Source organism: Longispora urticae (genome assembly GCF_053902585.1).
In genome coordinates this window covers 233200-260102 of the sequence record NZ_JAQZSH010000042.1, presented here as the reverse complement: position 1 = coordinate 260102, position 26903 = coordinate 233200, and the positions used below count along the sequence as shown (strand labels likewise).

Below are 26903 nucleotides of genomic sequence, written 5' to 3'. Positions count from 1 at the left end.
TCCACTCTAACCTACTGGCGAGTAAGATTACGCCGGAGTAGGGAGGCATTTTTCCATGACCGATCGGTACCAGAAGTTCGCCGCGTCCGGCGCAGGGCGCTTTCTCGTCCCCAAGCTGGGGCTGCCCGATCCCGCGAAACTCCGCCGGTACCGGCCGGGCCAGCCCGTCGTGGCCGGCCCCGTCCTGCTGGGCGCCGCCGCAGGTGGCAGGCTCGACGCCGCGCTGACCAAGACCCTCGCAGCCGTCGAGGCCACCGTGCACACGGAGCCGAGCGAGGCCCCCGAGGCGCGGTACCACGCACTGGTCTTCGACGCCACCGGCATCACCTCCAGCGCCGAACTGCGCCAGCTCTTCGACTTCTTCCACCCCACGATCCGCCGGGTCGCCGCCTCCGGCCGGGTCGTCGTGCTCGGCACCCCGCCCGAGGACACCTCCGGCCGGGGCACCCGCACCGCGCAGCGCGCCCTGGAGGGCTTCGTCCGCTCCGTCGGCAAGGAGCTCAAGCGCGGCGCGACCGCCCACCTGGTGTACGTGGCCCCCGGCGCCGAGGAGGCCGCCGACTCGACCCTGCGGTTCCTGCTCTCGGCGAAGTCGGCCTACGTGGACGCCCAGGTCATCCGGATCGGCCCCGGCACCGTCGGCGACGCCCCCGGGGACAAGCCGCTCGACGGCAGGGTCGCCCTGGTCACCGGCGCGTCCCGGGGCATCGGCGAGGCCATCGCCCAGGTGCTGGCCCGCGACGGCGCGCACGTCGTCTGCCTCGACGTCCCCGCGATGGGCGAGGCCCTGTCGAAGGTCGCCAACGCCGTCGGCGGCACCGCCCTGCAACTCGACATCACCCGCGACGACGCGGCCGCCACCCTCGCCGAACACCTCCGCGAACGGCACGGCGGCGTCGACATCGTCGTGCACAACGCCGGCATCATCCGCGACAAGACCCTCGGCCGGATGAAGCCCGAGCTGTGGGACGCCGTCCTCGCCGTCAACCTCACGGCACAGGAACGGATCACCGAGGGCCTCCTCGGGGTACTGCGCCCCGGCGGCCGGATCATCTCGCTGTCCTCCATCGCGGGCATCGCCGGCAACGTCGGACAGACCAACTACGCCACCTCCAAGGCCGGCGTGATCGGCTTCGTCCAGTCCTGGGCCCCGGAACTGGCCCAGCGCGACGTCACCATCAACGCCATCGCGCCCGGGTTCATCGAGACCCAGATGACCGCGTCGGTGCCGCTGTTCATCCGCGAGGCCGGCCGGCGGATGAACTCGCTGTCCCAGGGCGGCCTGCCCGTCGACATCGCCGAGACCGTCGCCTGGTTCGCCCACCCGGGCTCCGGCGGGGTGACCGGCAACGTCGTGCGGGTCTGCGGTCAGAGCCTGCTGGGGGCCTGACGTGGTCAGCGTGCTGCGCGCGTTGGCCACGGTCACCCACCGGGGGGACACCCTGCCGGCGGCCGAGGGGCACCGGGAGGTGACCGTCGACCGGGGGGCGCTCGCGGCGTACGCCAAGGTGTGCGGTTTCCGGGTCTCCGACGTGCTGCCGGCCACCTATCCGCACGTGCTGTCCTTCCCGCTCCAGATGGACCTGCTCACCCGGTCGGACTTCCCCTTCCCGGTACTGGGGATGGTCCACATCGCCAACCGGATCACGGTGCACCGGCCGGTGCTCGCCCCGGAGGCGTTGAGCCTGACCGTGCGGGCGGTGGACCTGCGCCCGCACGACAAGGGGCGGCAGTTCGACGTGGTGAGCGAGGCGCGGGTCGACGGGGAACTCGTGTGGCAGGACTGGTCGACCTATCTGCGCAAGGGCGGCTCCGGGGCCCCCGCCGCGGACGGTGCCGCGGACCGACCCGAGGCGCCGAAGCCCAGCGCGGTGTGGCAGGTGCCCGGCGACATCGGCCGGCGGTACGCGGCGGTCTCCGGGGACGCCAACCCCATCCACCTGTACGCGCTGACCGCGCGCGTCTTCGGCTTCCCCAAGGCCATCGCACACGGGATGTGGACGAAGGCCCGGTGCCTGGCGGCGTTGGAGGGCCGGCTGCCGGCGGCGTACACGGTGGACGTCCGCTTCAAGCTGCCCGTACTCCTGCCGGCGAAGGTCGGGTTCTCCTCCGACGGCGGGGAGTTCTCGGTGCACGACGTGCGGACCGGCAGGCCGCACCTGAGCGGGACGGTGTCGTAGGGGGGCTCGGCACCTGGGCGGCGGCGTTGTTGGGCGCCGCCGCTCCCCCCGGGTCCGGTGGGGGCGGTCGTCGTCACCGGACCCTCCCTGTCTCCGGGGCCGAGCTCTGGCCGGGGGTCGCCGGTTCAGGCCGACGGCGGGGTCCAGCGCGCGCCCGTGAGCAGGGTGCCGAAGCCGAGCCAGACCAGGTTCATCAGCCGGGCCGCGGCCACCTCCGGGTCCGCGTCCGGGTGGTCGGCGATCCAGTCGGCGAGGGCCTCGCCCGCGCCGACCAGCGCCGTGGCCATCGCGGCCAGGTCACCCTTGACCGGGCCGGGTTCCATCAGTTCGGCCGCGCCGCCCAGCAGGGCGCTCACGGCGTCGACGACCCGGGCCCGGCTCTGCTCGACCTCGCTGGCGAAGGGGACGCCCTGGGCGCGGGCCTGGCGGTACAGCACGATCCAGGCGTCGCGGTGCGCGGCCACGAAGCCCAGGAAGGCCCGCAGGCCCTGCCACAGGCGTTCGTCCGGGGCCATGTCGCCCACGATCTTCTCCGCCACGGCCGTCATGAGCGCCTCGGACTCGCGGTGGATGCACGCGACGAACAGCTCCTCCTTGGTGCCGAGGTAGGCGTACACCATGGGCTTGGAGATGCCGGCGCGCTCGGCGATCTCGTCCATGGAGGCGGCGTGGTACCCGTGCTCGGCGAACACGGCCACAGCGGCGTCGAGCATCTGCCGCTCCCGGACAGCCCGGGGAAGTCGCCGCGATTTAGTCGTCGTCATACTTGCCAGTCTACCTACCGCGACGTAACCTTACTCGCAAGTAGGTTAGAGCAAACGGAGGAAACACCATGGCCGAGATCGACGGCTTCGGGAACCTGAGCGAGATCAGCCCGAGCGACTTCGCGAAGCTCGTGAAGACCGCGCCCAAGGAGGTGTTCGCCCAGATCCTGGAGGACCCCGACGCGCGGACCACGGTCCTCGACGAGGTGTTCAACCGGATGCAGCAGGTGTACAAGGGCGGCAAGTCCACCAACGCCATCCTGCACTGGAAGATCCTGGACAAGCCGGGCGGCGGCTACGACCTGTACGAGACGGTGCTCAACGGCACCGAGTGCACGGTGAACAAGGACGGCGAGGGCGAGCCCCGCGCCACGATCAGCCTGAACGGCACCGAGTTCCTCAAGCTCGCCTCGGGCAACGCCTCCCCGCCGGTGCAGTTCATGACCGGCAAGATCAAGATCAAGGGCGACCTCGGGTTCGCGGCCGGCCTCGCCAGCCTGTTCAACATCCCCAAGGCGTAACGACGTGGTCGACTTCGAGCTCACGGAAGAACACGAGGAGCTGCGGACCTGGATCCACGGCTTCGCCGAGTCCGTCATCCGCCCCGCCGCCCACGAGTGGGACGAGCGGGAGGAGACCCCCTGGCCGATCATCCAGGAGGCCGCGAAGATCGGGCTCTACGGATTCGAGACGGTCGCGGAGTTCTGGGCCGACGGCACGGGCCTGTCCCTGCCGATCGCGCTGGAGGAGCTGTTCTGGGGCGACGCGGGGATCGGGCTGGCCATCTACGGCACGAACCTCGCCGTGGCCTCGATCTACTCCGCCGGTGAGCCCGAGCAGCTGGTCGAGTGGATCCCGCAGTGCTACGGCGACGAGGCCAACCCCGCCGTCGCCGCGTTCTGTTCCACCGAGCCCGAGGCCGGCTCCGACGTGGGCGCCATGCGCACCCGCGCGGTGTACGACGAGGCGAAGGACGAGTGGGTCCTCAACGGCAACAAGTGCTTCGCGACCAACGGCGGCATCGCCGGCGTGCACGTCGTGATGGCCTCGGTCGACCCGTCGCTCGGTTCGCGCGGCCAGGCCGGTTTCGTGGTGCCGCCCGGCACCCCGGGGCTGACCAGCCCGACGAAGATGAAGAAGCTGGGCCTGCGCGCCTCGCACACCGCCGACGTGTACCTCGACGACGTGCGGGTGCCCGGTTCCTGCCTGCTCGGCGGCAAGGAGGCGCTCGACGAGCGGCTGGCGAAGGCCCGCGAGGGCAAGAAGGCCAGCAACAAGTCGATGCAGACCTTCGAGCTGACCCGGCCGTCGGTCGGCGCGATGGCGGTGGGCATCGCCCGCGCGGCGTACGAGTACTCCTTGGAGTACGCGAAGTCCCGGGTGCAGTTCGGCAAGCCGATCGTGGAGAACCAGGCCATCGCGTTCATGCTCGCCGACATGGCCATGGACATCGAGGCCGCCCGGCTGCTGGTGTGGCGGGCCGCGTGGATGGGCCGCAACGGCAAGAAGTTCACGATGGGCGAGGGCTCGATGTCCAAGCTCAAGGCCGGCGAGGTCGCGGTGCGCACCACCGAGCAGGCGGTGCAGATCCTCGGCGGGTACGGCTACAGCCGGGAACACCCGGTCGAGCGGTGGTACCGCGATTCGAAGATCTTCACTATCTTCGAGGGTACGTCCGAGATCCAGCGCCTGGTCATCGCGCGCCAGATCTCCGGCGCGTCGCTGCGTTAGTTCCGTGCAGTCGTCGGTCTCCCCCTGGCTCCCCCAGGGGGAGGCCGGCCCACGCCCCGCCCGCCCCCGCCCTCGTCCCCCGGGAGACCGCAGGTGTACTCGATCGGCGCACTCACCCGCCTGGCCACCACCTTCGTCCGCAGCGGGCTGCTGAACCCCGGGCGACCCGACCGGATCGTCCGCCAGGTGGGCGCGCTCGCGCGGTGGGGGCTGAGCCTGGCCGGGGAGTACACGTCGGCGGCCCGGCGGGACCCGCACCGCACGGCCATCATCGACGACGCCGGCAGCCTCACCTTCGCGGAGGTGGACCTGCGGACCAACCGGCTGGCGCGGGACCTCGCGCGGTTCGGTACCCCCCGGATCGGCCTGTTGTGCCGCAACCACCGCGGCGCGGTCGAGACCATGATCGCGGCGAGCAAGGTCGGCGCGGACGTCGTGCTGTTGAACACCGGGCTGTCGGCCGGCCAGCTGCGCACCGTGCTGGAGCAGCAGCAGGTCGAGGTCCTGGTCGCCGACGAGGAGTTCACGCTCGACGGGGTGGACCTGCCCCGCTACACCGCCTGGTCCGACAGCGGCGCCAGCGACCTGGAACGGATCTGCGCCGACGGGGCCGCCGAACCGCTGTCCCCGCCCGCGAAACCCGGCCGGACCATCATCCTGACCTCCGGCACCACCGGCGCGCCCAAGGGTGCCCGCCGGCCCGCCGCGCACAGCCTGGCCCCCGTCGCCGCGATGCTGTCGAAGATCCCGCTCAAGGTCGGCGACAAGGTGCTGATCGCCGCGCCCGTGTTCCACACCTGGGGCTTCGGCGGGCTCCAGTTCTCCACCGCGCTGCGGGCCACCCTCGTGCTGCGGCGCAAGTTCGAGCCGGCGGCCGTCAACCGGCTGCTCGCCGAGCAGGCCTGCACCGCGCTGTGGGTGGTCCCCGTCATGCTGCAACGCCTCCTCGAACACGGGAACGTGCCCCGGCTGCCCGACCTGCGCGTCGTGGCCGCCAGCGGCTCCGCGCTGCCCGGGGACCTGGCCACCGAGTTCATGGACTCCTACGGCGACGTCCTCTACAACCTGTACGGCTCCACCGAGGCGTCCTGGGTGGCCGTCGCCCAGCCCGCCGACCTGCGCGCCGCCCCCGGTACGGCCGGCCGGCCGCCGCTGGGCACCCGGCTGGCGATCCTCGACGGGGACGGCACGGAGACCGCCGCCGGCGCCACTGGGCACATCTTCGTGGCCAACGAGATGCTGTTCGACGGGTACACCCACGGGGACGGCAAGGAGATCCGGGACGGCATGCTCCGGACCGGCGACGTCGGGCACCTCGACGCCGAGGGCCGGCTGTTCGTCGACGGCCGCGAGGACGACATGATCATCTCGGGCGGGGAGAACGTGTACCCGCGCGAGGTCGAGGACCTGCTCAGCCGGCTCGACGCCGTCCTCGAATGCGTGGTGGCCGGGGTGGACGATCCCGAGTGGGGGCAGCGGCTGGCCGCCTGGGTGGTGCTGCATCCCGGGGCGACGCTGGACGCGGACGCGGTGCGGGCGCACGTGCGGGAGCACCTGGCGCGGTTCTCCGTCCCCAGGGATGTGGTCTTTCTCGACGTTCTGCCGCGCAACGCCACCGGGAAGGTGCTGATCCGCGAACTGCCCCGCTAGCCGCCGGTCATGGCGGGAACCCCGGCCGGCGCGCTGCCGCTCGCGGTCCCGACAGCCCTCTGAGGACCCTCGAAACCGGTGGCCCGCGCGCGCCCGCGCAGATTACCCTGCGATCGGTTGAAACTACTGTCGGATACCGGGCTCTATCGCCATACACGATCTTATGCGTGGGATTCTGCCCTGACCTGCTGTAACTCCACGGGAGGGCATGTGTCCACACTCGCACAGCGCAGCCCGTTCAGAACCGTCCACACCTCGCGGATCGAGATCCGGTGCTTCGGCGGATTCCGGCTCCGGGTGCACGGGCGTCCCATCGACTACTCCACGATCAAACCCCGGACCCGCACCGCCCTGCGGCTGCTCGCCATGCGCGCCGGGCACTCCGTGCACCGCGAGACCCTGATCGACGCGCTGTGGCCCGGCACCGACGCCGTCCCCGCGACGCACAACCTGCACGTCACCCTCTCCAGCCTGCGGAAGTTCCTCGACACCGAGGCCGGCGGGTCCTGCCAGCTGGCGCGGTCCGGGGACGCGTACCAGCTCGTGCTCCCCACCGGGGGGTACTCCGACGTGGCCACCTTCGGGGCCGCCATCGACACCGCGCACGACGCCCGGCTCGCCGGCGACTTCGACACCCTGGCCGTCGCCCTGCGCACCGCGCTCGACGTCTACCACGGCGAACTGCTCCCCGAGGACGGCCCCGAGGAGTGGGTCGTCGGCACCCGCGAGGCGCTCCGCCGCCGGGCCGCCACCGCCGCCGTGGACCTGGCCCGCTCGGCCATGCTCCGCGACGACCACGACGAGGCCGTGTCCGCGGCCGAACAGTGCACGGAGATCGACCGGTACTGCGACGCCGGCTGGCGGCTGCTCATCGACGCCTGTACGCGGCTCGGTGACCGGGCGGCGGCGGGGCGGGCCCGGCAGAGGTACGCCGAGGTCGTGGCGACCCTCGGTTGACCCGGCCCGGACCGGGGCGCGGGTCGGGCCGACCGCGCCGAGGGGCGCGGGTCGGATCCGGTCCAGCCCGCACCACAGGCCGGGACCGGTCGGCCCCTGCCGGAGCGCGGTCTTCCGCCGGGCCGACCGGCGGGGTCGGCGTCGGCCCGCGTCGTGCCCGCTCACCGGCCGTAGAACTCGAGTTCGGCGACGGCCGCCGGCCTGTCGGGCGGTCCGTAGCCCGACCCGACGGTGAACCGCGCCCGGCGCGCGTCACTGACGCGCGCCGGGAACGTCTGCGCCCCCGGCGCGTCCCGGACCTGCCACGTCAGCCGGGTCACCCGGCCGGCCCCGTCGGTGACCTCCACGGTGAGCACCGCCGGACGGCCCCCGGCCACGAACGCCTTCTGGTCGGCCGACACCCCGGGCGTGACGATCACGTCGATGAGCCGGAACGCCTTGGCGAAGTCCACCTCCACCCAGCCGCCCGGGCCGGCGGGGGCCCAGTAGGTGTCGCTCTTGCCGTCGTACACGCGTTCCGGAGAGGTGCCGGTCGCCGAGCCGGACGCGCGGGCCGCGCTCGGGACCCGGGCCGCCGGCTTGGAGGTGCGGTCCAGGACGGCCGCCAGGCCCTTGCCGGGGAGCGCGCGCAGGCCCGGGGTCGCCGCGATCGTGACCAGGGCGAGGACGCCGGCCAGCAGCAGGACCGGGCGGCGCCAGCTGATGGGGCGGCGGGCGGTGCGCCGGGTGCCGGCGTCGTACACCCGGCGGGGGAAGACCCACGCGACCAGCCGCCGCCACCGGGTGGGCGGGACCACGACGGCGGCGGGGGTCAGGGGTCCGCCGCAGCGGCGGCAGAACCGGCGGGCCGGGTCGTTGCCGGTGCCGCAGGCGGGGCACGGGGTCTCGCCGGGGAGCAGGGGGCGGTCCTCGGCGTGGTGGCGGGTGGGGCGGCGGACGGTGGGTTCGTCGGTGGGTTGGCGTTCGGTGGGGCGGACCGGGGCGGGGGTCCACTGGTCCGGGGCCGGGGCCGGGGGCGGTGGCGGGGGCGCGGCGGGGGCGGGCGACGCCGGAAGGGCTTCGTGCGACGGCGGGGGCGCGTCGGGGGCCGGGGGCAGCGGGCCTGCCGGGCGGGGTTCCGCGCCGGGCGCCGGACGGGGCTCCGGCCGGGTGAAGTTCCAGGTAGGACGGTTCGCCTCCGGACCGGCGGGCCGGGTGCGCGGGGCGGGTGCTTCCGGCCGCGCGGCCGGTCGGGGCTCCGTCGGCGGGACAGCCGGTCGGGCTTCGGCGGTGGCCGTCCCCTCCCATTCCAGGAACGCCCCGCACGCCCCGCAGAACTGCGCCCCCGCCTCGTTGCGCTCCCCGCACTGCCGGCACACGATCACGACGCCACCACCTCCACCGTCACGAGCACATGGGCCGGCACCGCCTCCACGATCGCCGCCCGCAGCCTCCGCTGGTTCACCTGGCCGGGATCCGGCACGGCCACCCGCACCACCACCTGCGCGGGCCCGCTCCCGGGCACCTCCCCGCCGGCGACGTCCGACCAGCCGCACACCCCGCTGTCGACCACCTCCACGGCCCCGCCGGTGAGCAGCCGGGCGTGCGCGGCCAGGCCCCGTTTCGTCCCCCGCCAGCGGTGCAGTTCCACGGCGTGCGCGACGAGGTCCCGGCGTTGGGCGACCGGCCAGCTCTCGTCGAGGGACAGCGCGACCCAGCCGGCGAGCCAGTCGAGGAAGTCCTCCGGGACCAGGGCGGGGTCGAGGTACGCGGGGAAGCAGTCCAGGGCCAGGAACACCGGGGCGAGCACCTGGTCGAGGGCCTCGGTGAAGCGCTGGGTGAAGGCGTTCTCCAGGTACACGCCGGGGAGGCGCTCCCCGATCGGGTGCGCCGTCGTCAGGCCGGGTGCGCCGAGTCTCATGCCCGGCCCACCCGGACCTGGTGGCCGTAGGAGAAGACCAGGCCGTTCGGGGACAGGGTCAGGCGCGGTACGGCGCCGCCCCGGTTGCCGGAGACCGGGTCCGCGCCGAACAGCCGGACCTCCTCGACGAGTTCGACGCCGGGGATCCGTTGCAGGACGGCGAAGATCTCCCCGGAGTGCACGGGACGGCCGAAGGGCCAGCCGGTGCGGTCGGGGCCGCCGGTGATGGGGTGCAGGTAGGCGTACAGCTCCTGGAGGGCGCGGGCCCGGAGCACCTCGGGTTCGGTGCGCGGCCGGGCCTGGAGTTCGGCGACGACGGTGACGCCCTGGTAGAACGGGGGCTCGACGGAGATCCGGGCCCCGATGCACCGGCGTTCCTCCAGGTGCCGGGACACCTTGGACAGCAGGGCGGCGCTGGGCTTGAGGTCGGCGAACCGCAGGTCGTCGGTCGCGGTGACGGCGGGGACCACGAGCACCCGGACGGCGCCGGACTCCTCGCTGACGGGGACGCACCGGACCCGGGCCGCGTCGGGGGCGGCCTCGCGGGCGAGCTGTTCGTAGTCCTCGGCGGTGACGGCGCGGTCCCGGGTGCGCAGGGTCAGCGGGCCCCGGGTGGCGGCGTCCTCGACGGACTCGCCGTCCACGCCGCCGGTCGCGGGGGCCCGGTTGGCGACCGTGGACACGAACGGGACGGGGTCGCGCTGGGTCTGGAGCATGCCCCGGGCGACGTTGCCGCGCCGGCCGCCGCCCGTGCGGTACACCGGAATCCTGATCGTCGTGCCCTTGGCCGGCACGGCCCCGTAGTGCCGCAGTCCGCCGTCGGCCTCGCGGACGGCCGGCCCGAACAGCAGTTCCCCGGCGCCCCGGTCGACCATGAAGTGCCGGTCGGTGGCCCCGGACCCGGCGAACGACGTCACCTCCCGCCACTCGTCGGCGTCCACGAGCACGGTCAGCGGTTCGGCGTCGGCCACGACCGGGCGGTGTTCCAGGGGGAAGCGCTGGCCGGGGACGCCGGTGGACATGCCGACGACCTCGTCGCGGACCACGTCGGCGTGCACGACCCCGACGGTGCCGCCCATCGTCGACGCGGCGACGGACAGCAACCGGGGCGAGGCGCGGTAGAACGGCTGGCCCTGGGCGGGTGCCACGACCCGGCAGCGCAGCCAGGCGGCGCGGTGCCGGCCCAGGACGGAGGGGGTGTGGTTCGGGGGCACGTGCAGCAGGACGTCGCCGGGCCGGTTGAACCCGCCGGTGGAGTCGGCGTCGACCTCGCACTTCTCCCAGCCGGCCCCGGTCCACGCCTCCCACACCAGCGGCGGGTCGCGCGGGTCCACGCCGACGCCGGCCACGTCGCAGTCGACCCGCAGCAGGACCAGACAGTGCGGCACGGCCACGTCCAGACCGAAGAGCACGACATCGCCGGGTACGGGCTGGGCCGCGAAGCACGCCAGTCCCGCCCCGGCGGCAAGCTCCTCGGACCGGTCGGCGGGCACGTCGCTCCCGGTGGCGGTGAGCACCCGGTCCAGGGCGCAGGGCACGATCCGCAGTTCGCGGTCGACGGTGAACAGCACCGGGTCCTCGGTGTCGAGGCGCTGGCTGGCGACCTGCGCCCCGGCGGGCACCACGACCGTCTCCGGCTGGGCGGCGGCGAGCCGGTAGGTGACCTCGCCGGTCGCGGCGGTCGGCGGGAACAGGCGTACCCCGATCAGGTCGAGGAATTTGAGATAGTGCAGGTCGGGTACGCGGTTCATCCGGTACAGCACCGTGTCGACCATGAACGCGAACGTCTCGATCAGCGTCACGCCCGGGTCGGACACGTTGTGGTCCGTCCACTCCGGACAGCGCTGCTGCACCATGCGCTTCGCCTCGTCGACGAGCTCCTGGAACCGCCGGTCGTCGAGGTTCGGGCTGGGCAGGGACATCAGTCCGCCTCCTCGTGGGTGGGGATCACGTAGAACGGGAACACCAGGTTGCGGGGGTCGTTGTCGCCCCGGATCTCGTACCGGATGTCGATCATGAGGATGCCCTCCTCGACCGAGGCGAACCCGACCCGCACGTCGTGCAGGGTGATCCGGGGCTCCCAGCGCTCGAGGGACAGCCGCACCTCGTACGCGATCCGGCCGGCCGTGGCGACGTCCGCCGGGGCGAACACCAGGTCGTGCACCGCGCAGCCGAACTCGGGGCGCATGGGGCGCTCGCCGGGGGCGGTGGCGAGGATGAGGCGGATGCTCTCGGCGATCTCGCGGTCGCCGCCGACGAGGGCGATGGAGCCGGTGGCGTCGGTCCGCACCGGAAACGCCCAGCCCCTCCCGACGAACTCGCTCACTGCGGGCTCCTCTGGTGTCGTCTCATCCTCAGCCTCCGATCAGGACGGTCGGGCAGCCCATCAGGATCGGCGCGCCGCAGCCCGCCATGTCCCCCATCCGGGCCGCCGGCATCCCGCCGATCAGCACCGTCGGGCACCCGGGCGGGACCAGCGGGGTCGGCGGGTGCACGGCGGGCGGCGGGAAGGAACAGGTGTGCAGGTCCCCGACCCGGGCGGCCGGTACGCCGCCGATCAGGACGGTCGGGCACCCCGGTCCGGTCACCACCCCCGGGTGGCCGGTCGGATCGCCGACCCGCGCCGCTGCTGGCATGACTCCCCCTAGTTGATCTTGACGATGCCGCCGCTGACGGTCACCTGGCCGGTGGCCTTCAGCTCGGCCTCGGCCGTACCCTGCGCCGAGACCTTCTGGCCCTTGATCTCGACCGGGCCGCTGCCGCCGTCGACGCTGACGCCCATGCCCTTGATCTCGACCTTGCCGGTGCCGGCGTCGAGCACCAGGCCCCGGGCCCCCGTGACGGTCACCTTCCCCGACTTCCTGTCCAGCTTCACCGAGAGCTTCCCGTCCCCGGTCGCGAGCAGGACGCCCTCGTTCTCGACCAGTTCGAGCCGGTGCCCGGTGCGCGAGACCAGGGCGCGGGCCGCGATCTCGCCACTGCCCCCGTCCACGGGCTGCGCCGACAGCTTCGGCAGGGTGTCCTTGCCGTTGTAGAGGCCGCCGAGCACGTACGGGGCGTCCATGTCGCCGCCCGTGAACCCGACGAGCACCTCGTCGCCGACCTCCGGCAGGAACAACGCCCCGCGCCCCTTGCCCGCCCCGGGCGCCACCAGCCGGGCCCAGCCGCTGGTGAAGTCCTTGGCCAGCCACGGGTACGTGAGCCGCACCCGGCCCAGCTCCAACGGATCCCGCACGTCGCTCACGAGTCCCGGCACCAGTCCCCGGTCGCCCCGGGTGTCCGCGCCGCCCGCCTGGACCAGCCCGAACAGCGACCGCTCCTGCCGGCCGGAGACGATGAACGCCGTCTCGTACCCGTGGTCGCTGAACAGGTGCCGGGTACTCGTCAGCACGTACTTGCCCGCGAACTGCTCGCCCACCCCGCCCAGGGCCACCGACGCCCCGGCCCGCAGCTTCGGGTTCCCCTTGGCCACGCCGTCGAGCTCCACACACGCGCCGCCGAGCTGGGCGGCCACCGCGGCGGCCGTGGCCCGGACCGAGGCGGTGGTGCGCCAGGACGGGTCGGCGGCCACGTACGGCGGACTCTGGAACCTGCGCCCCAGGGCCACCGGGTCCAGCCCGGCCACCTCCGCGCCGGCCGTCGTCGGGGCGGCGGTGGCCGAGACCTCCTGCTTGCGTTCGAAGTCCCAGCCGCGTACCTCGACGCTGGGTACCTGCTCCGCGGCCGACACGCACGCGCGCAGCGAGACCAGGTTGCGGCCGGCCTCCAGGACCAGCGGGTCGGTGTGCGCCTTCGCCTTCGGGTCCGGGGCGCCCTTCGGGGCCGCCGGCAGCCGGAAGTCCAGCTTCCCCTCCGCCACCGCGAGCTGCGCGCCGACGAGGTCCGCGAGCCGGGACAGGAACTCCCAGTCGCTCACGTTGTCCTGGCTGAGCTGGGTGTGGGCGGCGCCGCTGACCCCCGGTACCGGATCGAGGGTCCCGGTCCTCACCCCCGCCCGCTGGGCGACCTTGCGCACGATGTCGGGCACGGTCATGTTGGGGTACGCGGCGACCCGGCGGCCCCGGAAGAGCCGGTGCGCGACATCCAGGCCGCGGACCTCCGTCACCGAACCCGACGGGTCCAGCTCGACCTCCACGGCCGTGACCTCCCCGGCGAGCAGCAGCTGCGGGCCGGTCGGCTCGGCCGTCTGCACCTTGAGCGCCACCCGCGCGCCGATCACGAACTTGGCCTTGCCGAGCACCACGTGCTGCGGGTCGCGGAACCGGAGCACGAACAGGTCGGGCAGGTTGCGGCTGTCGTCCACATAGGCGTAGGTCAGCATCGTGGCCACGTCGGCGGCCAGCGGCACGTCCTCGACCTCCACGACCAGGGTGTTGGCGAAGCTCTCATTGGCCACGGGTGATCTCCTCCAGCCCGGGGACGAGCAGCCGGCGGCCCGGGGCCAGGCGCAGCGGATCGTCCACCCCGTTGGCCTCGGCGACGGCCCGCCACAGCGCCGGGTTCCCGTACGCGCGGTGCGCGACCGACTGCAGGGTGTCCCCCGCGACGACCACGTGCACGTCCCGGGCCGCGAGCGCGCCGGACGTCGGGTTCTGGCCGCCCTGCTCCCCGGAGATCTCCTCCAGGCTCACCGTGCACACCGCCCGCACCGGAATGCCGCCCGGCGTGAACAGGGTGTACTTCGCCGACACCGACTTCAGGAACCCGGGGAAGCTGGTCAGCCCGCCCCAGTGGAAGATCACCCACGGCGGGGTCTTCATCTTCTTGTACCGCACCGTGCACGTGAACAGCTTCTCCACCGCGTTGACCACGTCGTCGTTCATCTTCTCGGTGGCGTCGAAGAACAGCTCCAGCGCCAACTTCGCCGGCTCCGAACCGAGGAACTCCGGCGGCCCGGCCTTCTTCGCCTTCGCCTGCGGGTTGCGCCCCCACTTCGCCGCCTTCGTGAGGGTCAGCTCCTTCGGGTTGAACTGGAAGTCGATGTTGCCGATCACCGTGGCGCCCGGGGCCGCCGTACCCCCGTCGGCCGGGGGTTCGCGCATCTCCAGGAACGCCCGTTGCAGGCTCGCCGGCGCCCCGTCCCGCCCGCCGCCCGGATTGCGGTGCGTCGACGTGCCCGCCGCCGTGAACGTGACCGGCCCGGTCATGACGCCACGAACCCGTGGTGCGCGAGTTCCAGGGTCTCCGTCGCCACCTTCGGGCTGTCCAGGGTGAGCTGCGGCCCCGTCCAGCGCACCGGCACCACCCCGTGCAGGTTCCACGCCACGATCTTCAGCCCCACGGCGTTGCGGGCCTCGATCATGGCCGTCATCCGCTTGACCCCGTTGGACAGGTCCGCGAACCAGGCGGCGATCTTCCTGCTGTCGGCGGTGACCGGCCGGGTGAGCTTGATGTTCGGGTACTTGATCCGGGTCGGCAACTGCCACACCCAGCCGTTCTGGCCGCCCTCCTCCCGCTGCTCCATCACGACCTCCACGCCCAGGCCCTCGCAGCTCTGGAACGCGCCGAGGCTGTTGCCGTCCACGGTCACCACGAAGGAGATCGCGACCGCCTCGACGTCGGGCCTTCCCGCCATGGGTTCCTCCTGGTGGCTCGGGTGGTTCTGTGGTGCGTCGTGGGACGCGTGGGGCCGTCGTGTCGCTGGTCGGGTGCCGGGGCGGGGTTCGGGCGGTGTGGCAGGTGGTCGGGTGGCTCTTGTCGGGGCTCTTGTCGGGCTGTGGCTGGTGGCTGGTCAGTGGCGCAGGTCGGTGAGGGAACCGCGGCGGTCCCGGTCCAGTCGGAGTTCGGCCTTCAGGCGGCGGAGCAGCGGGTCGAACAGCTTCTTCAGGAGTTCCTCCTGCGGGGCGCCGTCGCCGGTCGCGGGGGCCTGGGCCGGTGCGGCCTCCGCCCGCTGCACGAACGCTTCCTCGGTACGGACCAGGGACGGTGTTATCGGCGGCGGGTCCGGTTCCGGGAGGCGTTGCACGGGGGCCGGTGGGTCGGGGTCGGGCGGGTCGGGCTGGGTGGTGGCCGTGGGAAGCGGCAGGGTGGGCACGGGTCGGGCGGCGGCCCATGGAGTGGACGTGGCTCCGGTGGTCCATGGTGCGGATGGTGCCCGGGTGCCGGGAAGTGGCGCCGTCGCCGGGTAGGTCTGGGCGGTCACCTCGGATCGGGTCGGGTTCCGCGTCCCGGCGTGGAACGGGGAGGTCGTCCCGGCGTGGGGCGCGGAGGACGCCCCGAAGTGGGACGCGGAGGCCGTGCCCAGGTGGGACGCGGAGGCCGTGTCGGTGTGGGACGGATAGGGCGTCCCGGGGTGAGGTGGAGAAGTCGCTCCGGGGTGGAGCGGGGCGGTCGCGCCCGGGCCGGACGGGTCCTGGATTCGTTGCAGGGCCATGGGCAGGGACTGGTGGCCGAGGAGACCCGTGCTCGGCCCTGGGCTCGGAGCGGGTAGGGCCAGGACCCGGACGGCCCCTGATCGGGCGTCCCCTGCGGATGCCGATCCCGAACCGAGGGGAAGGTCTCCGGTGGTGTCGGACCAGGTCGGGCTGGTGGCCGGCGCGTTCTGGGCCGACAGGTCGCCGGGGGCACGCTGCGACGCGGGGCCGCCTGGGCCACCTGGGCCGTTGCTGTCCGCGAGGCGCTGCACGACTCCGCCGACGGTCGGGGCGCCCGACGGGCCACCACCTGGCACGGACCCGCCGGACCGGGAGCCCTGGGTGCCAACCGGCAGACCAGCTGTCCCGCTGCCGCCGAGCGGATTCGCCGAGCCCGGCGTTTCACCGAGCAGGCCGAACGAGTCCCCGCTGTCGCCCAGGCGATGGGTACCGAGGAGTCCGGTGGAGTCCCCGGTTTCGCCGGACGGAACCGCCGAGGCCCCGGCATCCGATAGGTCATCGAAGCCAGTGGTAGCCGACAGGTCGGCGGAGCCCCCAGCCCCGCCCGACTGTGCGGTGTCCCAGGGGCTGTTCGACTGTGCGGCGTCCCAGAGGCCGTCCAGAAGGCCGGAGGTGCCCTGTGGGGGGCCGGAGAACGGGGAGGTGTCCGAGGTGAGGGCGGAGTCGCCGATGCTGCCCGGGGGGCCGGTGAGGCCACCGGCGGGGTCGCCCGGCAGGTCGGCGGTGCGCTGGACGGCACGGTCGTCGTGGCCGGTGCCCGGCTGGTCCGGGTTCGTTTGACGGTGCAGGGCCGTGGGCAGCTCGCCCGGGGCCAGAGGCGCGCCCAGGCCGAGCCGGCGGTGTCGCGGACCGTCGCCCATTCGTGCCGCGCCCCGTTCAGACGACGTCTGGCCGCCCGATGACGGATCCGCGCTGGTGGAACGCTGGAGGAAGGGGCCCGCCGAGCCGGTCCGGTCCGTGCCCGGAGCCGGCCCTGTCGGGAACGTGCCGGAGCTGAGGTCGCCGGAGATGCCGAGGTCGCCGGAGATCAGGCCGGTACTCCCGCTGGCCATCTCGCCCGAGGTGGCGGTGGATCCCGGGTACAGGTCGAACGTCGTGCCCACGCCGAGCCCGGATGCGTCCGGCGCGCCGGGGGTCGCCTCATCCGCCAAGCCGTCGGTCGGACCTCCGGCCGGTCCCGTGGTCGGCCCGTGGCCCGGGGCCAGGGAGAGTTCCCGCTGGATGGTCGGCCCGTGGCCGTGGGAGGAGGTGGGGTCCGGGTGGGCGGTCCCGGTGTGACCGGTGCCCAGGTCGGCGGTGCCCAGGTCGGCGACGCCCAGGTCGCCGGTGTCCAGGACGCCGGCTCCGGGGGTCCCGTCAGGATCGGCTGCGAGGTCGGCACCGTCGCGGGTGGAGGCCGGAGACGCGGCCGCACCGAGCAGCGGCGCGTCCGTGAGGTCGCGCTGCACCGACGACGCAGCACCATCCGTTGCCGTGGCATGGTGCGGCTCGTCATGTGGATGGCCCCAGTGCGCGGCGTGCCCCGCGTGCTCGGCGTTCCCGGCGTGGCTGGTGTGCTCGGCGTGGTTGGCGTGCCCGGCGTGCTCGGCGTGCCCGGCGTGGCTGGCGTCGTCCCGGTCCGGGTGGGCGTGCGGAGCGACACCCTGGCCGGTCGCTGCGAAGTCGCCATCCGTGCGCCGCGCCGGGGATGTGCCTCCGATGGGTGCCCCGACATGAGACCCGCCGACCGAGCGCTGGACCGACCCTTCACCCGCGCGCGTGCCCGACGCCCGGCCGCTGTCCGCCGTGGGCCGGAGTCCGGACGTCGGGGGCTCGGCCAGCGGAACCAGCGTAAGGACCAGGTCCGACCGGCCACCGGTCGTGGTCACGGCACCGGATCCGGGGGTCCGTCCCGCGCGGGACCGCCCTCCGGAGACGTCACCGGCTCCGCCGCCGAACCGCTGCACCACCCGGTCCACCAGCCGTGACACCGGCCCGGGCTCGACGATCGGCAGGCTCTCCTCCACCGGCTCGGGATCGACAGGTCGTACCGGTGCGGCCTCGACCGTCCCGGACGGCTCCCCCGGCCCCACCGTGTGCCGCAACGGGGCAAGGAACGTCGGGTCCTGCCAGGCCGCGAGTCCGGCGCTGAACCGCGCGGTCGGGTTCGTCACCGGATGCTCGGCGACCACCCGCTGCAACGGCGGCAGGTGCCGCCAGTCCCCGACCGGCGCCCGCGCGACCTCGGGCAGGGACGAGTCCCACCCGGCCCCCGCCTCCCGCGACCGCCCACCGTCGGCCGCGCCCGACGCCTCTGACCCGCCGGCCGCGCCTGAGGTCTCGGACCCGTCGGCCGGAGCTGCGCGCTTCCACGGCCACATCGGGCTCACCGACCCCGCGCCACGGGCGGGCACGTTCCCGCGCGCCCGCCCCGGACCGACGACAGCTCCAGGACCCCGCGGCCGGTATCCCCTACGACCGGCCAGCCACGAGCCACGGGCTGCTCCACGCCGACGACGGCACAGGTCCCGCGCCCACCGCCCGCGGCCAGGCCGCCTTCCACCGCCCAAGCCGTGCCCCGCCCCACGGCAGCATCCGGGCCGCCGGCCACGAGCCGGCCGTCTGCCGCGAGCGGGCCGTATCCCACGAACCGGCCACCTGCCACGAGCCCGCCGTATCCCGCGAGCCGGTCCGGCGCGAGCAAGCCGCATCCCGCGAGCCGGTCCAGCGCGACCCGGCCATATCCCACGAGCCGGTCCAGCGCGACCCGGCCGCATCCTACGAGCCGGCCCGGCGCGATCCGGCCATATCCCACGCGTTCCGCCGCGAGCCCCGTGTCGTACCCCATCAGCCCGGCCCTTTCATCCGTGTGTTGATCTTCGCGATCTCGTTGGTGTACCGGAGCCGGTCGGCGTGCTCCAGGTCGAGGATGTCGTCGAGCGCCCAGTGGAAGTGGTAGGCCACGTACGCGATCTCCTCGTGCAGCCGGTCGGTCGCGTACGTCACGATTCCCCCGGGCGGCCACCGCCCGCCATGTCCACGGTGAACGCGTGTCCGCAGGACGGGCAGGCCACCCCGGCGCGGGTGTGGCCCTCGCTGTTGATCCGCCGGTACAGGTCCTGGAGGAACGCGAGGTCCGCCGCGAACAGGTCCTCCACGACGCCGGCGTGCACGTCGGTCACGTCGCCGAGCTGGGTGATGACCCGGGCGAGGAGGACGACGGTGAGGTACGCCGGGTTCTCGCGGACCCGGTCGTCGCGCAACGGGACCAGCTCGTCGCGCGCCGTGGCCAGCCGCATGACGCCGGAGCGGTGCAGGGTGCCGGCGGGGTCCACGTACCCCCTGGGGAGCTCGAACGCGAACTCGGTCCGCAGCCGCTCCGGGGTCTCGGCCGGCGCCGGGGCGGTGCGCCTCATTCGACGATCAGCTCCTCGTAGGTGACGACGGCCTTCTCGGTGAGGATGCTGGTGTCGCCGGCCTTGAGGGAGCCGATCTCGAGGCTCTTCAGCCATGCCCCGTGCAGGATGTACCGCTTGATCGCCTTCTGCTCGTAGTCGAAGATGATCACGGCGGCGGTCTTGCGGGCGTCGGCCATCTTGCCGAGCCGCGAGTCCTTCATCCACTTCTCGAAGCTGTTGCTGCCGGTCAGGCCGCGGGTGAAGGTGACCTCGCCGGCCTTGGCCCGGCCGGGCAACTTCTTGATCATGTACTTGCCGTCGGGGGTGTTCGTCTTCAGTTCGATCACGTCCTGCTCGAACTTCAGGCCGCTGACCTCGTTGATCTGCGTGATCATCACGCCGTCGACCTCCAGCCCGAAGGAGTGGCCGACCGAGCTGTCCAAATCGGGGAGCGCCATCCGCTTCTACCTCTCCGCTACTCGTTGACCAGGCTGGTGCCGCCGGAGAACTGCGACAGCCGGAAGATGACGAACTCGGCGGGTTTGACGGGCGCCACCCCGATCTCGCAGACCACCTGGCCGAGGTCGATGCCCTCGGCGGGGTTGGTCTCCCGGTCGCAGCGCACGAAGTAGGCCTCGTCGGGGGTGAGCCCGAACAGCGCGCCCTTGCGCCACTCCATGACCAGGAAGGACGCGACCGTGCGCCGGATCCGGGCCCAGAGGGCGTCGTCGTTGGGTTCGAAAACCACCCATTGGGTACTGTTCATGATTGACTCCTCGAGGTAGTTGAAGAGCCTTCGCACGTTGAGGTACTTCCACGCCGGGTCACTCGACAGGGTCCGCGCGCCCCACACCCGGATCCCCCGCCCGGGGAACGCCCGGATGCAGTTCACCCCGATCGGGTTGAGCAGTTCCTGCTCGGTCTTCGTCATCTGGGTCTGCAGGGCCACCGCGCCCCGGATGATCTCGTTGGCGGGCGCCTTGTGCACGCCCCGGGAGGCGTCGTTGCGGGCCCACACCCCGGCCATGTGCCCGCTGGGCGGGATGAAGTTGTTGGTACCCGTCGCCGGGTCGAAGACCTTGATCCAGGGGTAGTACAGGGCGGCGTACTTGGAGTCGTAGCCGGCGTCGTTCATCCGCCAGTCGCGGACCTGCTGCGGGTTGAGCCCGGGCGGGGCGTCCAGGATGGCCATCCGGTCGCCCATCAGCTCGCAGTGCGCGATCATCGCCAACTGCACGGCCTTGACGGTCTCGCCGTCGACGGCCCCGGCCTGGTACGCGCTCATCAGGTCGGGCACCGCGACCATGGTCACCTCGTCCACGGCCTCCAGGCCGCCGAAGCCGGTGCGGTCGGAGACGTCGCCCACGTACACGTCGGCGACGACCCGGGCGGGGACGGCCGGCGGGGCGGGCGGGGCGCTCAGGGCCACCGAGCCGAGGTCGGGCCGGGTGGCCGCGCCCGTACTCTGCTGTTCGGTCAGGGTGATCAGCTTCGAGCCGTCCTTGACCCGGGTCACCACGTTGTCGCGGCCCTTGCGGGCGGTCACGTTCTCGAAGGTCTCGGCGGCCTTGCCGTCCCGCTTCACGACCAGGGTGAACCGGTCGTCGGGCGGGTTCTCCCCCGTCGGTCCGGTGACCTCCACGACCAGGTCGCGGGCACCGGCGTCGCGGGCGGCGACCCGGTACGGGCCCAGCACGGCCTGCGGGCCGGCCGGCAGCGCGGTGGTCTCCTCGTCGGCGCGCTCGCCGCCCACCCGCACGATGTAACAGTTGCCGCCGCCGTTGAGGAAGTAGCCGTACACGGCCTGGGGCAGGTAGCAGCCCTCGGCGAACTCGCCGAACGCCTTCGTGTACTGGCTCCAGTTCGACACCAGGGTCGGCGTGTTGTACGGGCCGGCCGCCGCGAAGCCGACGAAGGCCGCGATGGCGGTGCCCACGCCCTCAATGGGCCGCGAACCGGCTTCGACCTCCTCGACGTACACGCCGGGGGATTGGTAGGTGGGCATCCGGTCCTCCTTGTCGACACGTAACTAGATCTTGTGCCGGGCCCTCGTCGCCCGAAACGGGCAGCTGGTCCCGTCGTGGGGGTAGTGGTCCGTGCCCCATCGGGCACCCCGGGGCCGGAGCCCGCGCGCCGTCAGGGCACCGTCCGCGACGCACCCGCCGCGTTGTCCGCCGCCGTCTGGCTCCGGACCGCCGGCAGCACGCACACGTGGTCGGCGTCCCGCGCGCCCCGCCACACGTAGCCCGCCTTACAGGTGTCCGCCCCCGACGGTCCCCCGTTGGGTTCGCGGCGCGCACCTGCCTGGGCGTTGTCCTGGCCGGCCTGGGTGCGGACCGCCGACGTGACGCACACGTAGTCGGTGGAGAACGCCTCGCGCCAGACGTACCCGGAGCGGCAGTTCTTCGGCGGGGTCTGCAACCGGGCCGTGGCCTGCGCGTTGTCCTGCCCCGTCTGGGTGCGCACGGCCGAGGTCACGCACACCGTGTCGGTGGGGATCGCCTCGCGCCAGACGTAGCCGGCGACGCAGGTCCGGGAGCCGTACGCGCCGTTGGTCCACCGGGACGCGGCCGCCCCGTTGTCGGCGAGCGCCTGGCTGTGCGTGGCCGGGAGGACGCACACGTGGTCGGACGGGAACGCCTCCCGCCACACGTAGGCCGGCTTGCAGGCGTCGGCGGGTCCGGCCGTGGCGCTCGGACTGGGCGAGGGGGACGGCGACCGCGGGGCGGAGGCGGACGGGGACGGCGCGGAGGAGGGCGACGGCGGCGACACACTCGGCACGGGGCTCGCCGCCGTCGCGACTGGGGTCGGGGTCGGGCCGGACGGCTGGCCGGTCAGCAGGGGCGCGACCTTGGCCGCGCCGAAGCCGATCCCGGCGAGCAGTACGAGGACCCCGACGAGGATCGGCACCGACCGGGTGAACAGGGCCACCGCCTCCCGGCCGCCGTCGAGCCGGGCGGGCGGCACGGGCGGTCGGGGCGTGACCTGCACGGTGAACCGGTGGGGCCGGGGCGCGCCCACGAACCGCCAGGGCGCGGTGACGGTGAGGGGGACGGCGGTGCCGCCGGGCGGGACGGCCACGTCGCCGGCCGGGACGCCGAACCGGAGCCGGCCGTCCGGGTCGCTGGCCGTGATCCGGACGGGTTCGACGGTGTTGCCGGCGTTGGTCAGTTCGAGGCGGTGCCGGGTGCGGCTGCGGCCGGAGGTGTTCTGGGGGACGAGGACGGCGCCGAGTTCGCGGTACGCGCCCACGTCGAGGGTGCCGTCCGCGGTGGCGACCAGCCCGGGGTGCACGGTCGAGGCGGCCTGGACCCGGAACGACGCCCGGCCGGCGGGGCTGGCGGAGCTGCGCGGCGGGGCGAACCGCACGGTGGCCTCGGCCCGGTCTCCGGGGTACACGGACAGGGTCGGCGGTTCGACGGTGGCCCACGCGGCGGCGGGGCCGAGGACGGCGAGGGTGAACTGTTCGACCCGGGTCCCTCCGTTGTGGACACGGAGGGTGACCGCCGTCGTCTCCCCCGGCTCGACGGCCGCGTGCCGGTCGGCGAGGACGAGGGACGCGCCGGCCCGGTCGCCCTGGGGCACGACGGGTACGGCCGTGGTCGGCTGCCGCACGGGCTGGCCGGCGGGGCCGTCCCAGCGGAGGTAGGCCCCGCACGAGGGGGCCGAACAGAACTCCGCGCCGTCAGGGTTCGCCTGACCGCACTGTCGACACTCGAGGGCCACAGTTCACGATCCCGCCGGGGGCGGGGTCCGCCACAGGGCGCGCGGGGCAGTCCCGGTGGCACTTTGGGGCAGGACGGGGTTTGGAACCGGGCGGGACCGGGCACTAGGAGGTACTTATCGACAGGAGGCACTATGTTCGCCATCATCGCAGCCGTGCTGTTCGGCTTGGCGTTGCTCTTCCAGCTCGCGGGCATCGACCCGGGTCTGATCGACGCGGCGACCCTCACCACGGCGGGCCTGCTCTTCCTCGCACTGAACTTCGCGGTCGGCACGGCGACCGGCGGGTGGTCCCGCCGCTTCTCCCGCAGGCGCTGACCCCGGCCGGTCCCGGCCCGCACCCCTGACCGGGGCGGCCGGGCGCCCGGCAACGGGACGACCGGGGACCCCGGACGGCAAAGGTGTCGTCATCCGCACGTAGGGATGACGACACCTTTCCGCGACTTCATTCGAACACCTGGTCGGTTACAGTTGTCGATCATGCTGGAGAGCTGCCCCTGATTGTCGACATTCAGTCACCTGATCCTGGTCTTGGGGACGTGTGGTGGGCAAGAATGGGGATGCGAGGAGGAAATGTGGCCGACCCCGATGATCTTCGGGCCCGGGTCGCTGGCGAGTTGCAGCGGGCCCGGTCGCGGAGCCTGTTACTGACCGACGCCGTGGACGACGCCGATCTGGTGCGGCAACACTCCCCCCTGATGTCCCCGCTCGTGTGGGACCTCGCGCATATCGGCAACCAGGAGGAACTCTGGTTGCTCCGGGACGTCGGCGGCCGCGAGCCGGTCCGGTCCGACATCGACGCGTTGTACGACGCCTTCAAACACCCCCGCGCCGACCGCCCCACCCTCCCCCTGCTCGGCCCCGCCGAGGCCCGGGGCTATGTCCGGGATGTCCGGCACAAGGTCGAGGACGTGCTGGAGACCGCCCCGCTGGAGGGCCGGCCCCTGCTGACCGACGCGTTCGCGTTCGGCATGATCGTGCAGCACGAGCAGCAGCACGACGAGACGATGCTCGCCACCCACCAGCTCCGGGTCGGCGACCCCGTGTTGCCCGCCGTCCCGCCGCCGCCGGGGAGTCCGGTGTCCGGCGAGGTCCTGGTGCCGGCGGGACCCTTCACGATGGGTACGGACTTCGAGCCGTGGGCCCTGGACAACGAGCGCCCCGCGCACCGGGTCGATGTGCCGGCCTTCCTGATCGACGCGGCCCCGGTGACGAACGCCCAGTTCGAGGCGTTCATCCGGGACGGCGGCTACTCCGACGAGCGCTGGTGGACGCCCGACGGCTGGGCGCACGTGCGCGCGGCGGGGCTGACCGGGCCGGCGCACTGGGGCCCGGACGGGACGTACACCCGGTTCGGCCGCACCGAGCCCCGGATCCCTGACGAGCCCGTGGTGCACGTGTGCTGGTACGAGGCCGACGCCTACGCCCGCTGGGCCGGCAGGCGGCTGCCGAGCGAGGCCGAGTGGGAGAAGGCGGCCCGCTGGGACCCGGCGACCGACCGGTCCCGGCGCTACCCGTGGGGCGACGACGACCCCACCGAGGAGCACGCGAACCTGGGCCAGCGGCACCTGTCCCCCGCCCCGGTGGGCGCGTACCCGGCCGGGGCCTCACCGCTGGGCGTGCACCAGCTGGTCGGCGACGTGTGGGAGTGGACGTCCTCGGTGTTCACGGGCTACCCGGGCTTCCGGGCGTTCCCGTACCGGGAGTACTCGGAAGTGTTCTTCGGGCCGGAGTACCGGGTGCTGCGCGGCGGCTCCTTCGGCACCGACGCGGCGGCGTGCCGGGGCACGTTCCGCAACTGGGACTACCCGATCCGGCGGCAGATCTTCGCCGGGTTCCGCTGCGCTCGGGATGTTGACGACGACGAACGGAGCTAACACATGTGCCGTCACCTGGCGTACGTCGGAGAACCGGTCACCCTGGCCGAGCTGTTGTTGGACCCGGAGCACTCGCTCCGGCACCAGGCGTGGGCCCCACAGGACATGCGCGGCGGCGGCACGATCAACGTGGACGGCTTCGGCGTCGGGTGGTACCCGGGCGACGGCGCTCCCCCGGTGCGGTACCGGCGCGCGGTCCCGATCTGGGGCGACACCAACTTCGCCTCCCTCGCCCAGTCGGTGCGCTCCGGCGCCATCGTCGGCGCGGTGCGCGCGGCCACGCCCCGGATGCCGGTGGTGGAAACCGCGTGCGCGCCGTTCACCGAGGACCAGTGGCTGTTCAGCCACAACGGGGTGGTCCGTGGCTGGCCGGAGATCATCACCGGCGTGGCCGCGAAGCTGCCCGTGCTCGACCTGATCACGCTGGACGCGCCGACGGACTCCGCCCTGGTGTGGGCGCTGGTCCGGGACCGGCTGCGGTCCGGGATGGACCCGGTGAAGGCCGTGGCCGCCACCGTGACCGAGGTGTACGAGGCGGCCCCGACCGCCAGGCTCAACCTACTGCTGACCGATGGGGAGACGATCGTGGCCAGTACCTGCGGACACTCGCTGTGGACCCGCCCCGGGACCGTGGCATCGGAACCGTTCGACACCGCCGGCGACTGGGTGGCGGTGGACGATCACCGGATCGTGACCGTGACCCGGACCGGTACGACCACGGAGGCCATCTGATGGAACTCGACATCTACCTCGACCATACCGACCTGGCCAAACAGCTTCGGGCCGACGCCTCGGCCGGACTGACCGCCACCCCGAAGTGGCTGTCGCCGCGCTGGTTCTACGACGCCCGGGGCAGCGAGCTGTTCGAGGAGATCACCCAGCTCGACGAGTACTATCCGACCCGCACCGAGCGGGCCATCCTCACCGAGCGGGCCGCCGAGATCGCCGAGCTGACCGGCGCGCGGACCCTGGTGGAGCTGGGCTCGGGGTCCTCGGACAAGACCCGCCTCCTGCTCGACGCGCTGGCGCCCGAGCTGTTCATGCCGCTGGACGTGTCGGTGAGCGCGTTGAAGGCGGCGGCGGTGGCCGTGCACGCGGAGTACCCGAACATGCGGGTGCACGCCCTGGTCGCCGACTTCAACCGGCACCTGGAGCGGATCCCGGCGGCCGAGTCCCGCCTCGTCGCTTTCCTGGGCGGCACGATCGGCAACCTGATCCCCGACGAGCGGGCCCGGTTCTACGCGGACCTGCGCGGCGCCCTGGAGCCCGGCGAGTGGCTGCTGCTCGGCACGGACCTGGTCAAGGACCCGGGCACCCTGGTGCGGGCCTACGACGACGCGGCCGGGGTGACGGCCGAGTTCAACAAGAACGTGCTGCGGGTGCTCAACCGCGACCTGGGCGCGGACTTCGACGTGGACTCGTTCGCGCACGTCGCGCACTGGGACGCCGAGCACGAGTGGATCGAGATGCGGCTGCGCGCCGAGCGGGACATGCGGGTGCACCTCGCGCGGCTCGACCTGACCGTGGAGTTCGCGGCCAAGGAGGAGCTGCACACCGAGGTGTCGGCGAAGTTCCGCGAGGCGGGCGTGGCGGCGGAGCTGCGCGCGGCCGGGTTCGAGCCGACGCGCTGGTGGACCGACCCGGACCGCCTGTTCGGCCTCACCCTGGCGGTCGCGGCCTAGAATCAAGATCATGAACATCGGGGTACTGGGTACCGGCACCGTGGGCCGGACCATCGCCAGCCGGCTCGTCGAACTGGGGCACGCCGTCACCATGGGCGCGCGCCAGGCCGGCAACGACAACGCCACCGCCTGGGCGGCGGCGCACCACGGCCGGGCCGGGACGTTCGCGGAGGCGGCGGAGTTCGGCGCGATCGTCGTCAACTGCACGGCCGGCACCGGCTCCCTGGAGGCCCTCGCGGCGGCCGGGGAACGCCACCTGGCCGGCAAGGTGCTGATCGACGTGTCCAACCCGCTGGACTTCTCGGCCGGGCTCCCGCCGACCCTGGCGGTGGCCAACACCGACAGCCTGGCGGAGCGGATCCAGGCGGCGTACCCGGCGACCCGGGTCGTCAAGGCGCTCAACACGGTGACGGCCTCGGTGATGGTCCGCCCGGCCACGGTGCCCGGGGACCATGTCGTGTTCGTCGCGGGCGAGGACGCCGACGCCAAGGAGCTGGTCCGGGGGTTGCTGGCCGAGTTCGGCTGGCCGGCGGCCCGGGTGCTGGACGTGGGCGGGGTCCGAGCGGCCCGCGGCCTGGAGATGTACCTGCCCCTGTGGCTGTCGCTGTACGGGGCGCTGGGCACCGGGGAGTTCAACATCGCGGTGCACGCCGCGCGGTGACCCGCGGGGAGGGGGCGCCGCCGGCCC

26 protein-coding genes are annotated in these 26903 nt (G+C 73.3%); 11 read left to right on the top strand and 15 right to left on the bottom strand.

All coding sequences use genetic code 11. The features are described from left to right. The first annotated feature begins 55 nt into the window (after positions 1–55). Positions 56–1390 (top strand): 3-oxoacyl-ACP reductase, encoded by a 1335-nt coding sequence (locus tag PT931_RS30845; RefSeq protein WP_456249233.1) that lies wholly within the window; start codon positions 56–58, stop codon positions 1388–1390. Position 1391: 1 nt separating this feature from the next. Beyond that, positions 1392–2180, top strand: coding sequence for a MaoC family dehydratase (locus PT931_RS30840; RefSeq protein ID WP_456249232.1), 789 nt, complete (start codon positions 1392–1394; stop codon positions 2178–2180). A 125-nt stretch (positions 2181–2305) separates the two neighbouring features. Here PT931_RS30840 and PT931_RS30835 read toward each other — a convergent pair whose 3' ends face one another. Then, positions 2306–2944 (bottom strand): TetR/AcrR family transcriptional regulator, encoded by a 639-nt coding sequence (locus PT931_RS30835; protein WP_456249231.1) that lies wholly within the window; start codon positions 2942–2944, stop codon positions 2306–2308. Positions 2945–3012: 68 nt separating this feature from the next. Between PT931_RS30835 and PT931_RS30830 the strand changes: the two genes are divergently transcribed. The 4 genes from PT931_RS30830 (at position 3013) to PT931_RS30815 (ending at position 7282) form a co-directional block, all read left to right on the top strand. Next, positions 3013–3465 carry an SCP2 sterol-binding domain-containing protein gene (locus PT931_RS30830; protein WP_363727652.1) on the top strand — a complete coding sequence of 151 codons (453 nt, stop codon included), beginning with the start codon at positions 3013–3015 and terminating at the stop codon, positions 3463–3465. Between the two features lie 4 nt (positions 3466–3469). Further along, positions 3470–4675 (top strand): acyl-CoA dehydrogenase family protein, encoded by a 1206-nt coding sequence (locus tag PT931_RS30825; RefSeq protein WP_456249230.1) that lies wholly within the window; start codon positions 3470–3472, stop codon positions 4673–4675. A 93-nt stretch (positions 4676–4768) separates the two neighbouring features. Beyond that, positions 4769–6325 (top strand): AMP-binding protein, encoded by a 1557-nt coding sequence (locus PT931_RS30820; protein WP_456249229.1) that lies wholly within the window; start codon positions 4769–4771, stop codon positions 6323–6325. Between the two features lie 210 nt (positions 6326–6535). After that, on the top strand, positions 6536–7282 hold the full coding sequence (locus PT931_RS30815) for an AfsR/SARP family transcriptional regulator (protein WP_456249228.1): 747 nt from the start codon (positions 6536–6538) through the stop codon (positions 7280–7282). A 161-nt stretch (positions 7283–7443) separates the two neighbouring features. On the opposite strand, the gene PT931_RS30810 is transcribed toward PT931_RS30815, so the two are convergent. The 14 genes from PT931_RS30810 to PT931_RS30745 all read right to left on the bottom strand — a co-directional run bounded on the left by PT931_RS30810 (position 7444) and on the right by PT931_RS30745 (position 22659). Beyond that, positions 7444–8646, bottom strand: a complete 1203-nt coding sequence (locus tag PT931_RS30810) for an NADase-type glycan-binding domain-containing protein (RefSeq protein WP_456249227.1) — start codon at positions 8644–8646, stop codon at positions 7444–7446. Further along, entirely contained in the window at positions 8643–9182 is a 540-nt protein-coding gene (locus tag PT931_RS30805) for a phage tail protein (protein ID WP_456249226.1), read from the bottom strand. The genes PT931_RS30810 and PT931_RS30805 overlap by 4 nt, the downstream gene beginning before the upstream one ends. Beyond that, the gene (locus PT931_RS30800; RefSeq protein WP_456249225.1) at positions 9179–11104 is read right to left on the bottom strand and encodes a putative baseplate assembly protein; all 1926 of its coding nucleotides are present in this window, start codon (positions 11102–11104) and stop codon (positions 9179–9181) included. The genes PT931_RS30805 and PT931_RS30800 overlap by 4 nt, the downstream gene beginning before the upstream one ends. Next, the gene (locus PT931_RS30795) at positions 11104–11508 is read right to left on the bottom strand and encodes a GPW/gp25 family protein (protein ID WP_456249224.1); all 405 of its coding nucleotides are present in this window, start codon (positions 11506–11508) and stop codon (positions 11104–11106) included. Before PT931_RS30795 ends, PT931_RS30800 begins: the two co-directional genes overlap by 1 nt. Before the next feature lie 28 nt (positions 11509–11536). Beyond that, entirely contained in the window at positions 11537–11818 is a 282-nt protein-coding gene (locus PT931_RS30790) for a PAAR domain-containing protein (RefSeq protein WP_363727635.1), read from the bottom strand. An 8-nt stretch (positions 11819–11826) separates the two neighbouring features. Then, the gene (locus tag PT931_RS30785) at positions 11827–13578 is read right to left on the bottom strand and encodes a VgrG-related protein (protein WP_456249223.1); all 1752 of its coding nucleotides are present in this window, start codon (positions 13576–13578) and stop codon (positions 11827–11829) included. Further along, positions 13568–14329 carry a CIS tube protein gene (locus tag PT931_RS30780; RefSeq protein ID WP_456249222.1) on the bottom strand — a complete coding sequence of 254 codons (762 nt, stop codon included), beginning with the start codon at positions 14327–14329 and terminating at the stop codon, positions 13568–13570. Before PT931_RS30780 ends, PT931_RS30785 begins: the two co-directional genes overlap by 11 nt. Further along, complete coding sequence (locus PT931_RS30775) at positions 14326–14757, bottom strand: phage tail protein (protein WP_363727629.1); 432 nt, start codon at positions 14755–14757, stop codon at positions 14326–14328. Before PT931_RS30775 ends, PT931_RS30780 begins: the two co-directional genes overlap by 4 nt. 156 nt (positions 14758–14913) lie before the next feature. Further along, positions 14914–17916 (bottom strand): hypothetical protein, encoded by a 3003-nt coding sequence (locus PT931_RS30770; protein WP_456249221.1) that lies wholly within the window; start codon positions 17914–17916, stop codon positions 14914–14916. A 466-nt stretch (positions 17917–18382) separates the two neighbouring features. Further along, entirely contained in the window at positions 18383–18541 is a 159-nt protein-coding gene (locus tag PT931_RS30765; protein WP_456249220.1) for a DUF6760 family protein, read from the bottom strand. Next, entirely contained in the window at positions 18538–18951 is a 414-nt protein-coding gene (locus PT931_RS30760; RefSeq protein WP_456249219.1) for a hypothetical protein, read from the bottom strand. Before PT931_RS30760 ends, PT931_RS30765 begins: the two co-directional genes overlap by 4 nt. Beyond that, the gene (locus tag PT931_RS30755) at positions 18948–19391 is read right to left on the bottom strand and encodes a phage tail protein (RefSeq protein WP_363727622.1); all 444 of its coding nucleotides are present in this window, start codon (positions 19389–19391) and stop codon (positions 18948–18950) included. Before PT931_RS30755 ends, PT931_RS30760 begins: the two co-directional genes overlap by 4 nt. A 17-nt stretch (positions 19392–19408) precedes the next feature. After that, positions 19409–20938 (bottom strand): phage tail sheath family protein, encoded by a 1530-nt coding sequence (locus PT931_RS30750; RefSeq protein ID WP_456249218.1) that lies wholly within the window; start codon positions 20936–20938, stop codon positions 19409–19411. 131 nt (positions 20939–21069) lie between these two features. Further along, positions 21070–22659, bottom strand: a complete 1590-nt coding sequence (locus PT931_RS30745) for a hypothetical protein (RefSeq protein WP_456249217.1) — start codon at positions 22657–22659, stop codon at positions 21070–21072. A 132-nt stretch (positions 22660–22791) separates the two neighbouring features. Here PT931_RS30745 and PT931_RS30740 point away from each other — a divergent pair, with 132 nt between their 5' ends. From PT931_RS30740 to PT931_RS30720, 5 genes are all read left to right on the top strand, one after another. Next, the gene (locus PT931_RS30740) at positions 22792–22974 is read left to right on the top strand and encodes a hypothetical protein (RefSeq protein WP_456249216.1); all 183 of its coding nucleotides are present in this window, start codon (positions 22792–22794) and stop codon (positions 22972–22974) included. Positions 22975–23216: 242 nt separating this feature from the next. Then, positions 23217–24533 carry an ergothioneine biosynthesis protein EgtB gene (gene egtB, locus PT931_RS30735; protein ID WP_456249215.1) on the top strand — a complete coding sequence of 439 codons (1317 nt, stop codon included), beginning with the start codon at positions 23217–23219 and terminating at the stop codon, positions 24531–24533. Between the two features lie 3 nt (positions 24534–24536). After that, the gene (gene egtC, locus PT931_RS30730; RefSeq protein ID WP_456249214.1) at positions 24537–25265 is read left to right on the top strand and encodes an ergothioneine biosynthesis protein EgtC; all 729 of its coding nucleotides are present in this window, start codon (positions 24537–24539) and stop codon (positions 25263–25265) included. Further along, complete coding sequence (gene egtD / locus PT931_RS30725; protein WP_456249213.1) at positions 25265–26215, top strand: L-histidine N(alpha)-methyltransferase; 951 nt, start codon at positions 25265–25267, stop codon at positions 26213–26215. The genes egtC and egtD overlap by 1 nt, the downstream gene beginning before the upstream one ends. 10 nt (positions 26216–26225) lie before the next feature. After that, positions 26226–26876 (top strand): NADPH-dependent F420 reductase, encoded by a 651-nt coding sequence (locus tag PT931_RS30720; RefSeq protein WP_456249212.1) that lies wholly within the window; start codon positions 26226–26228, stop codon positions 26874–26876. Positions 26877–26903: the final 27 nt, after the last annotated feature.

Excerpts from the sequence above, each read along its gene's own strand:
- PT931_RS30720 (WP_456249212.1), top strand. The coding sequence starts at position 26,226 with ATGAACATCGGGGTACTGGGTACCGGCACCGTGGGCCGGACCATCGCC.
- PT931_RS30750 (WP_456249218.1), bottom strand. The coding sequence starts at position 20,938 with ATGCCCACCTACCAATCCCCCGGCGTGTACGTCGAGGAGGTCGAAGCC.
- PT931_RS30830 (WP_363727652.1), top strand. The coding sequence starts at position 3,013 with ATGGCCGAGATCGACGGCTTCGGGAACCTGAGCGAGATCAGCCCGAGC.
- PT931_RS30755 (WP_363727622.1), bottom strand. The coding sequence starts at position 19,391 with ATGGCGCTCCCCGATTTGGACAGCTCGGTCGGCCACTCCTTCGGGCTG.
- PT931_RS30780 (WP_456249222.1), bottom strand. The coding sequence starts at position 14,329 with ATGACCGGGCCGGTCACGTTCACGGCGGCGGGCACGTCGACGCACCGC.
- PT931_RS30770 (WP_456249221.1), bottom strand. The coding sequence starts at position 17,916 with ATGTGGCCGTGGAAGCGCGCAGCTCCGGCCGACGGGTCCGAGACCTCA.
- PT931_RS30740 (WP_456249216.1), top strand. The coding sequence starts at position 22,792 with ATGTTCGCCATCATCGCAGCCGTGCTGTTCGGCTTGGCGTTGCTCTTC.
- PT931_RS30790 (WP_363727635.1), bottom strand. The coding sequence starts at position 11,818 with ATGCCAGCAGCGGCGCGGGTCGGCGATCCGACCGGCCACCCGGGGGTG.
- PT931_RS30760 (WP_456249219.1), bottom strand. The coding sequence starts at position 18,951 with ATGAGGCGCACCGCCCCGGCGCCGGCCGAGACCCCGGAGCGGCTGCGG.
- egtD (WP_456249213.1), top strand. The coding sequence starts at position 25,265 with ATGGAACTCGACATCTACCTCGACCATACCGACCTGGCCAAACAGCTT.
- egtC (WP_456249214.1), top strand. The coding sequence starts at position 24,537 with ATGTGCCGTCACCTGGCGTACGTCGGAGAACCGGTCACCCTGGCCGAG.
- PT931_RS30800 (WP_456249225.1), bottom strand. The coding sequence starts at position 11,104 with ATGTCCCTGCCCAGCCCGAACCTCGACGACCGGCGGTTCCAGGAGCTC.
- PT931_RS30775 (WP_363727629.1), bottom strand. The coding sequence starts at position 14,757 with ATGGCGGGAAGGCCCGACGTCGAGGCGGTCGCGATCTCCTTCGTGGTG.
- PT931_RS30845 (WP_456249233.1), top strand. The coding sequence starts at position 56 with ATGACCGATCGGTACCAGAAGTTCGCCGCGTCCGGCGCAGGGCGCTTT.
- PT931_RS30835 (WP_456249231.1), bottom strand. The coding sequence starts at position 2,944 with ATGACGACGACTAAATCGCGGCGACTTCCCCGGGCTGTCCGGGAGCGG.
- PT931_RS30805 (WP_456249226.1), bottom strand. The coding sequence starts at position 9,182 with ATGAGACTCGGCGCACCCGGCCTGACGACGGCGCACCCGATCGGGGAG.
- egtB (WP_456249215.1), top strand. The coding sequence starts at position 23,217 with ATGCGAGGAGGAAATGTGGCCGACCCCGATGATCTTCGGGCCCGGGTC.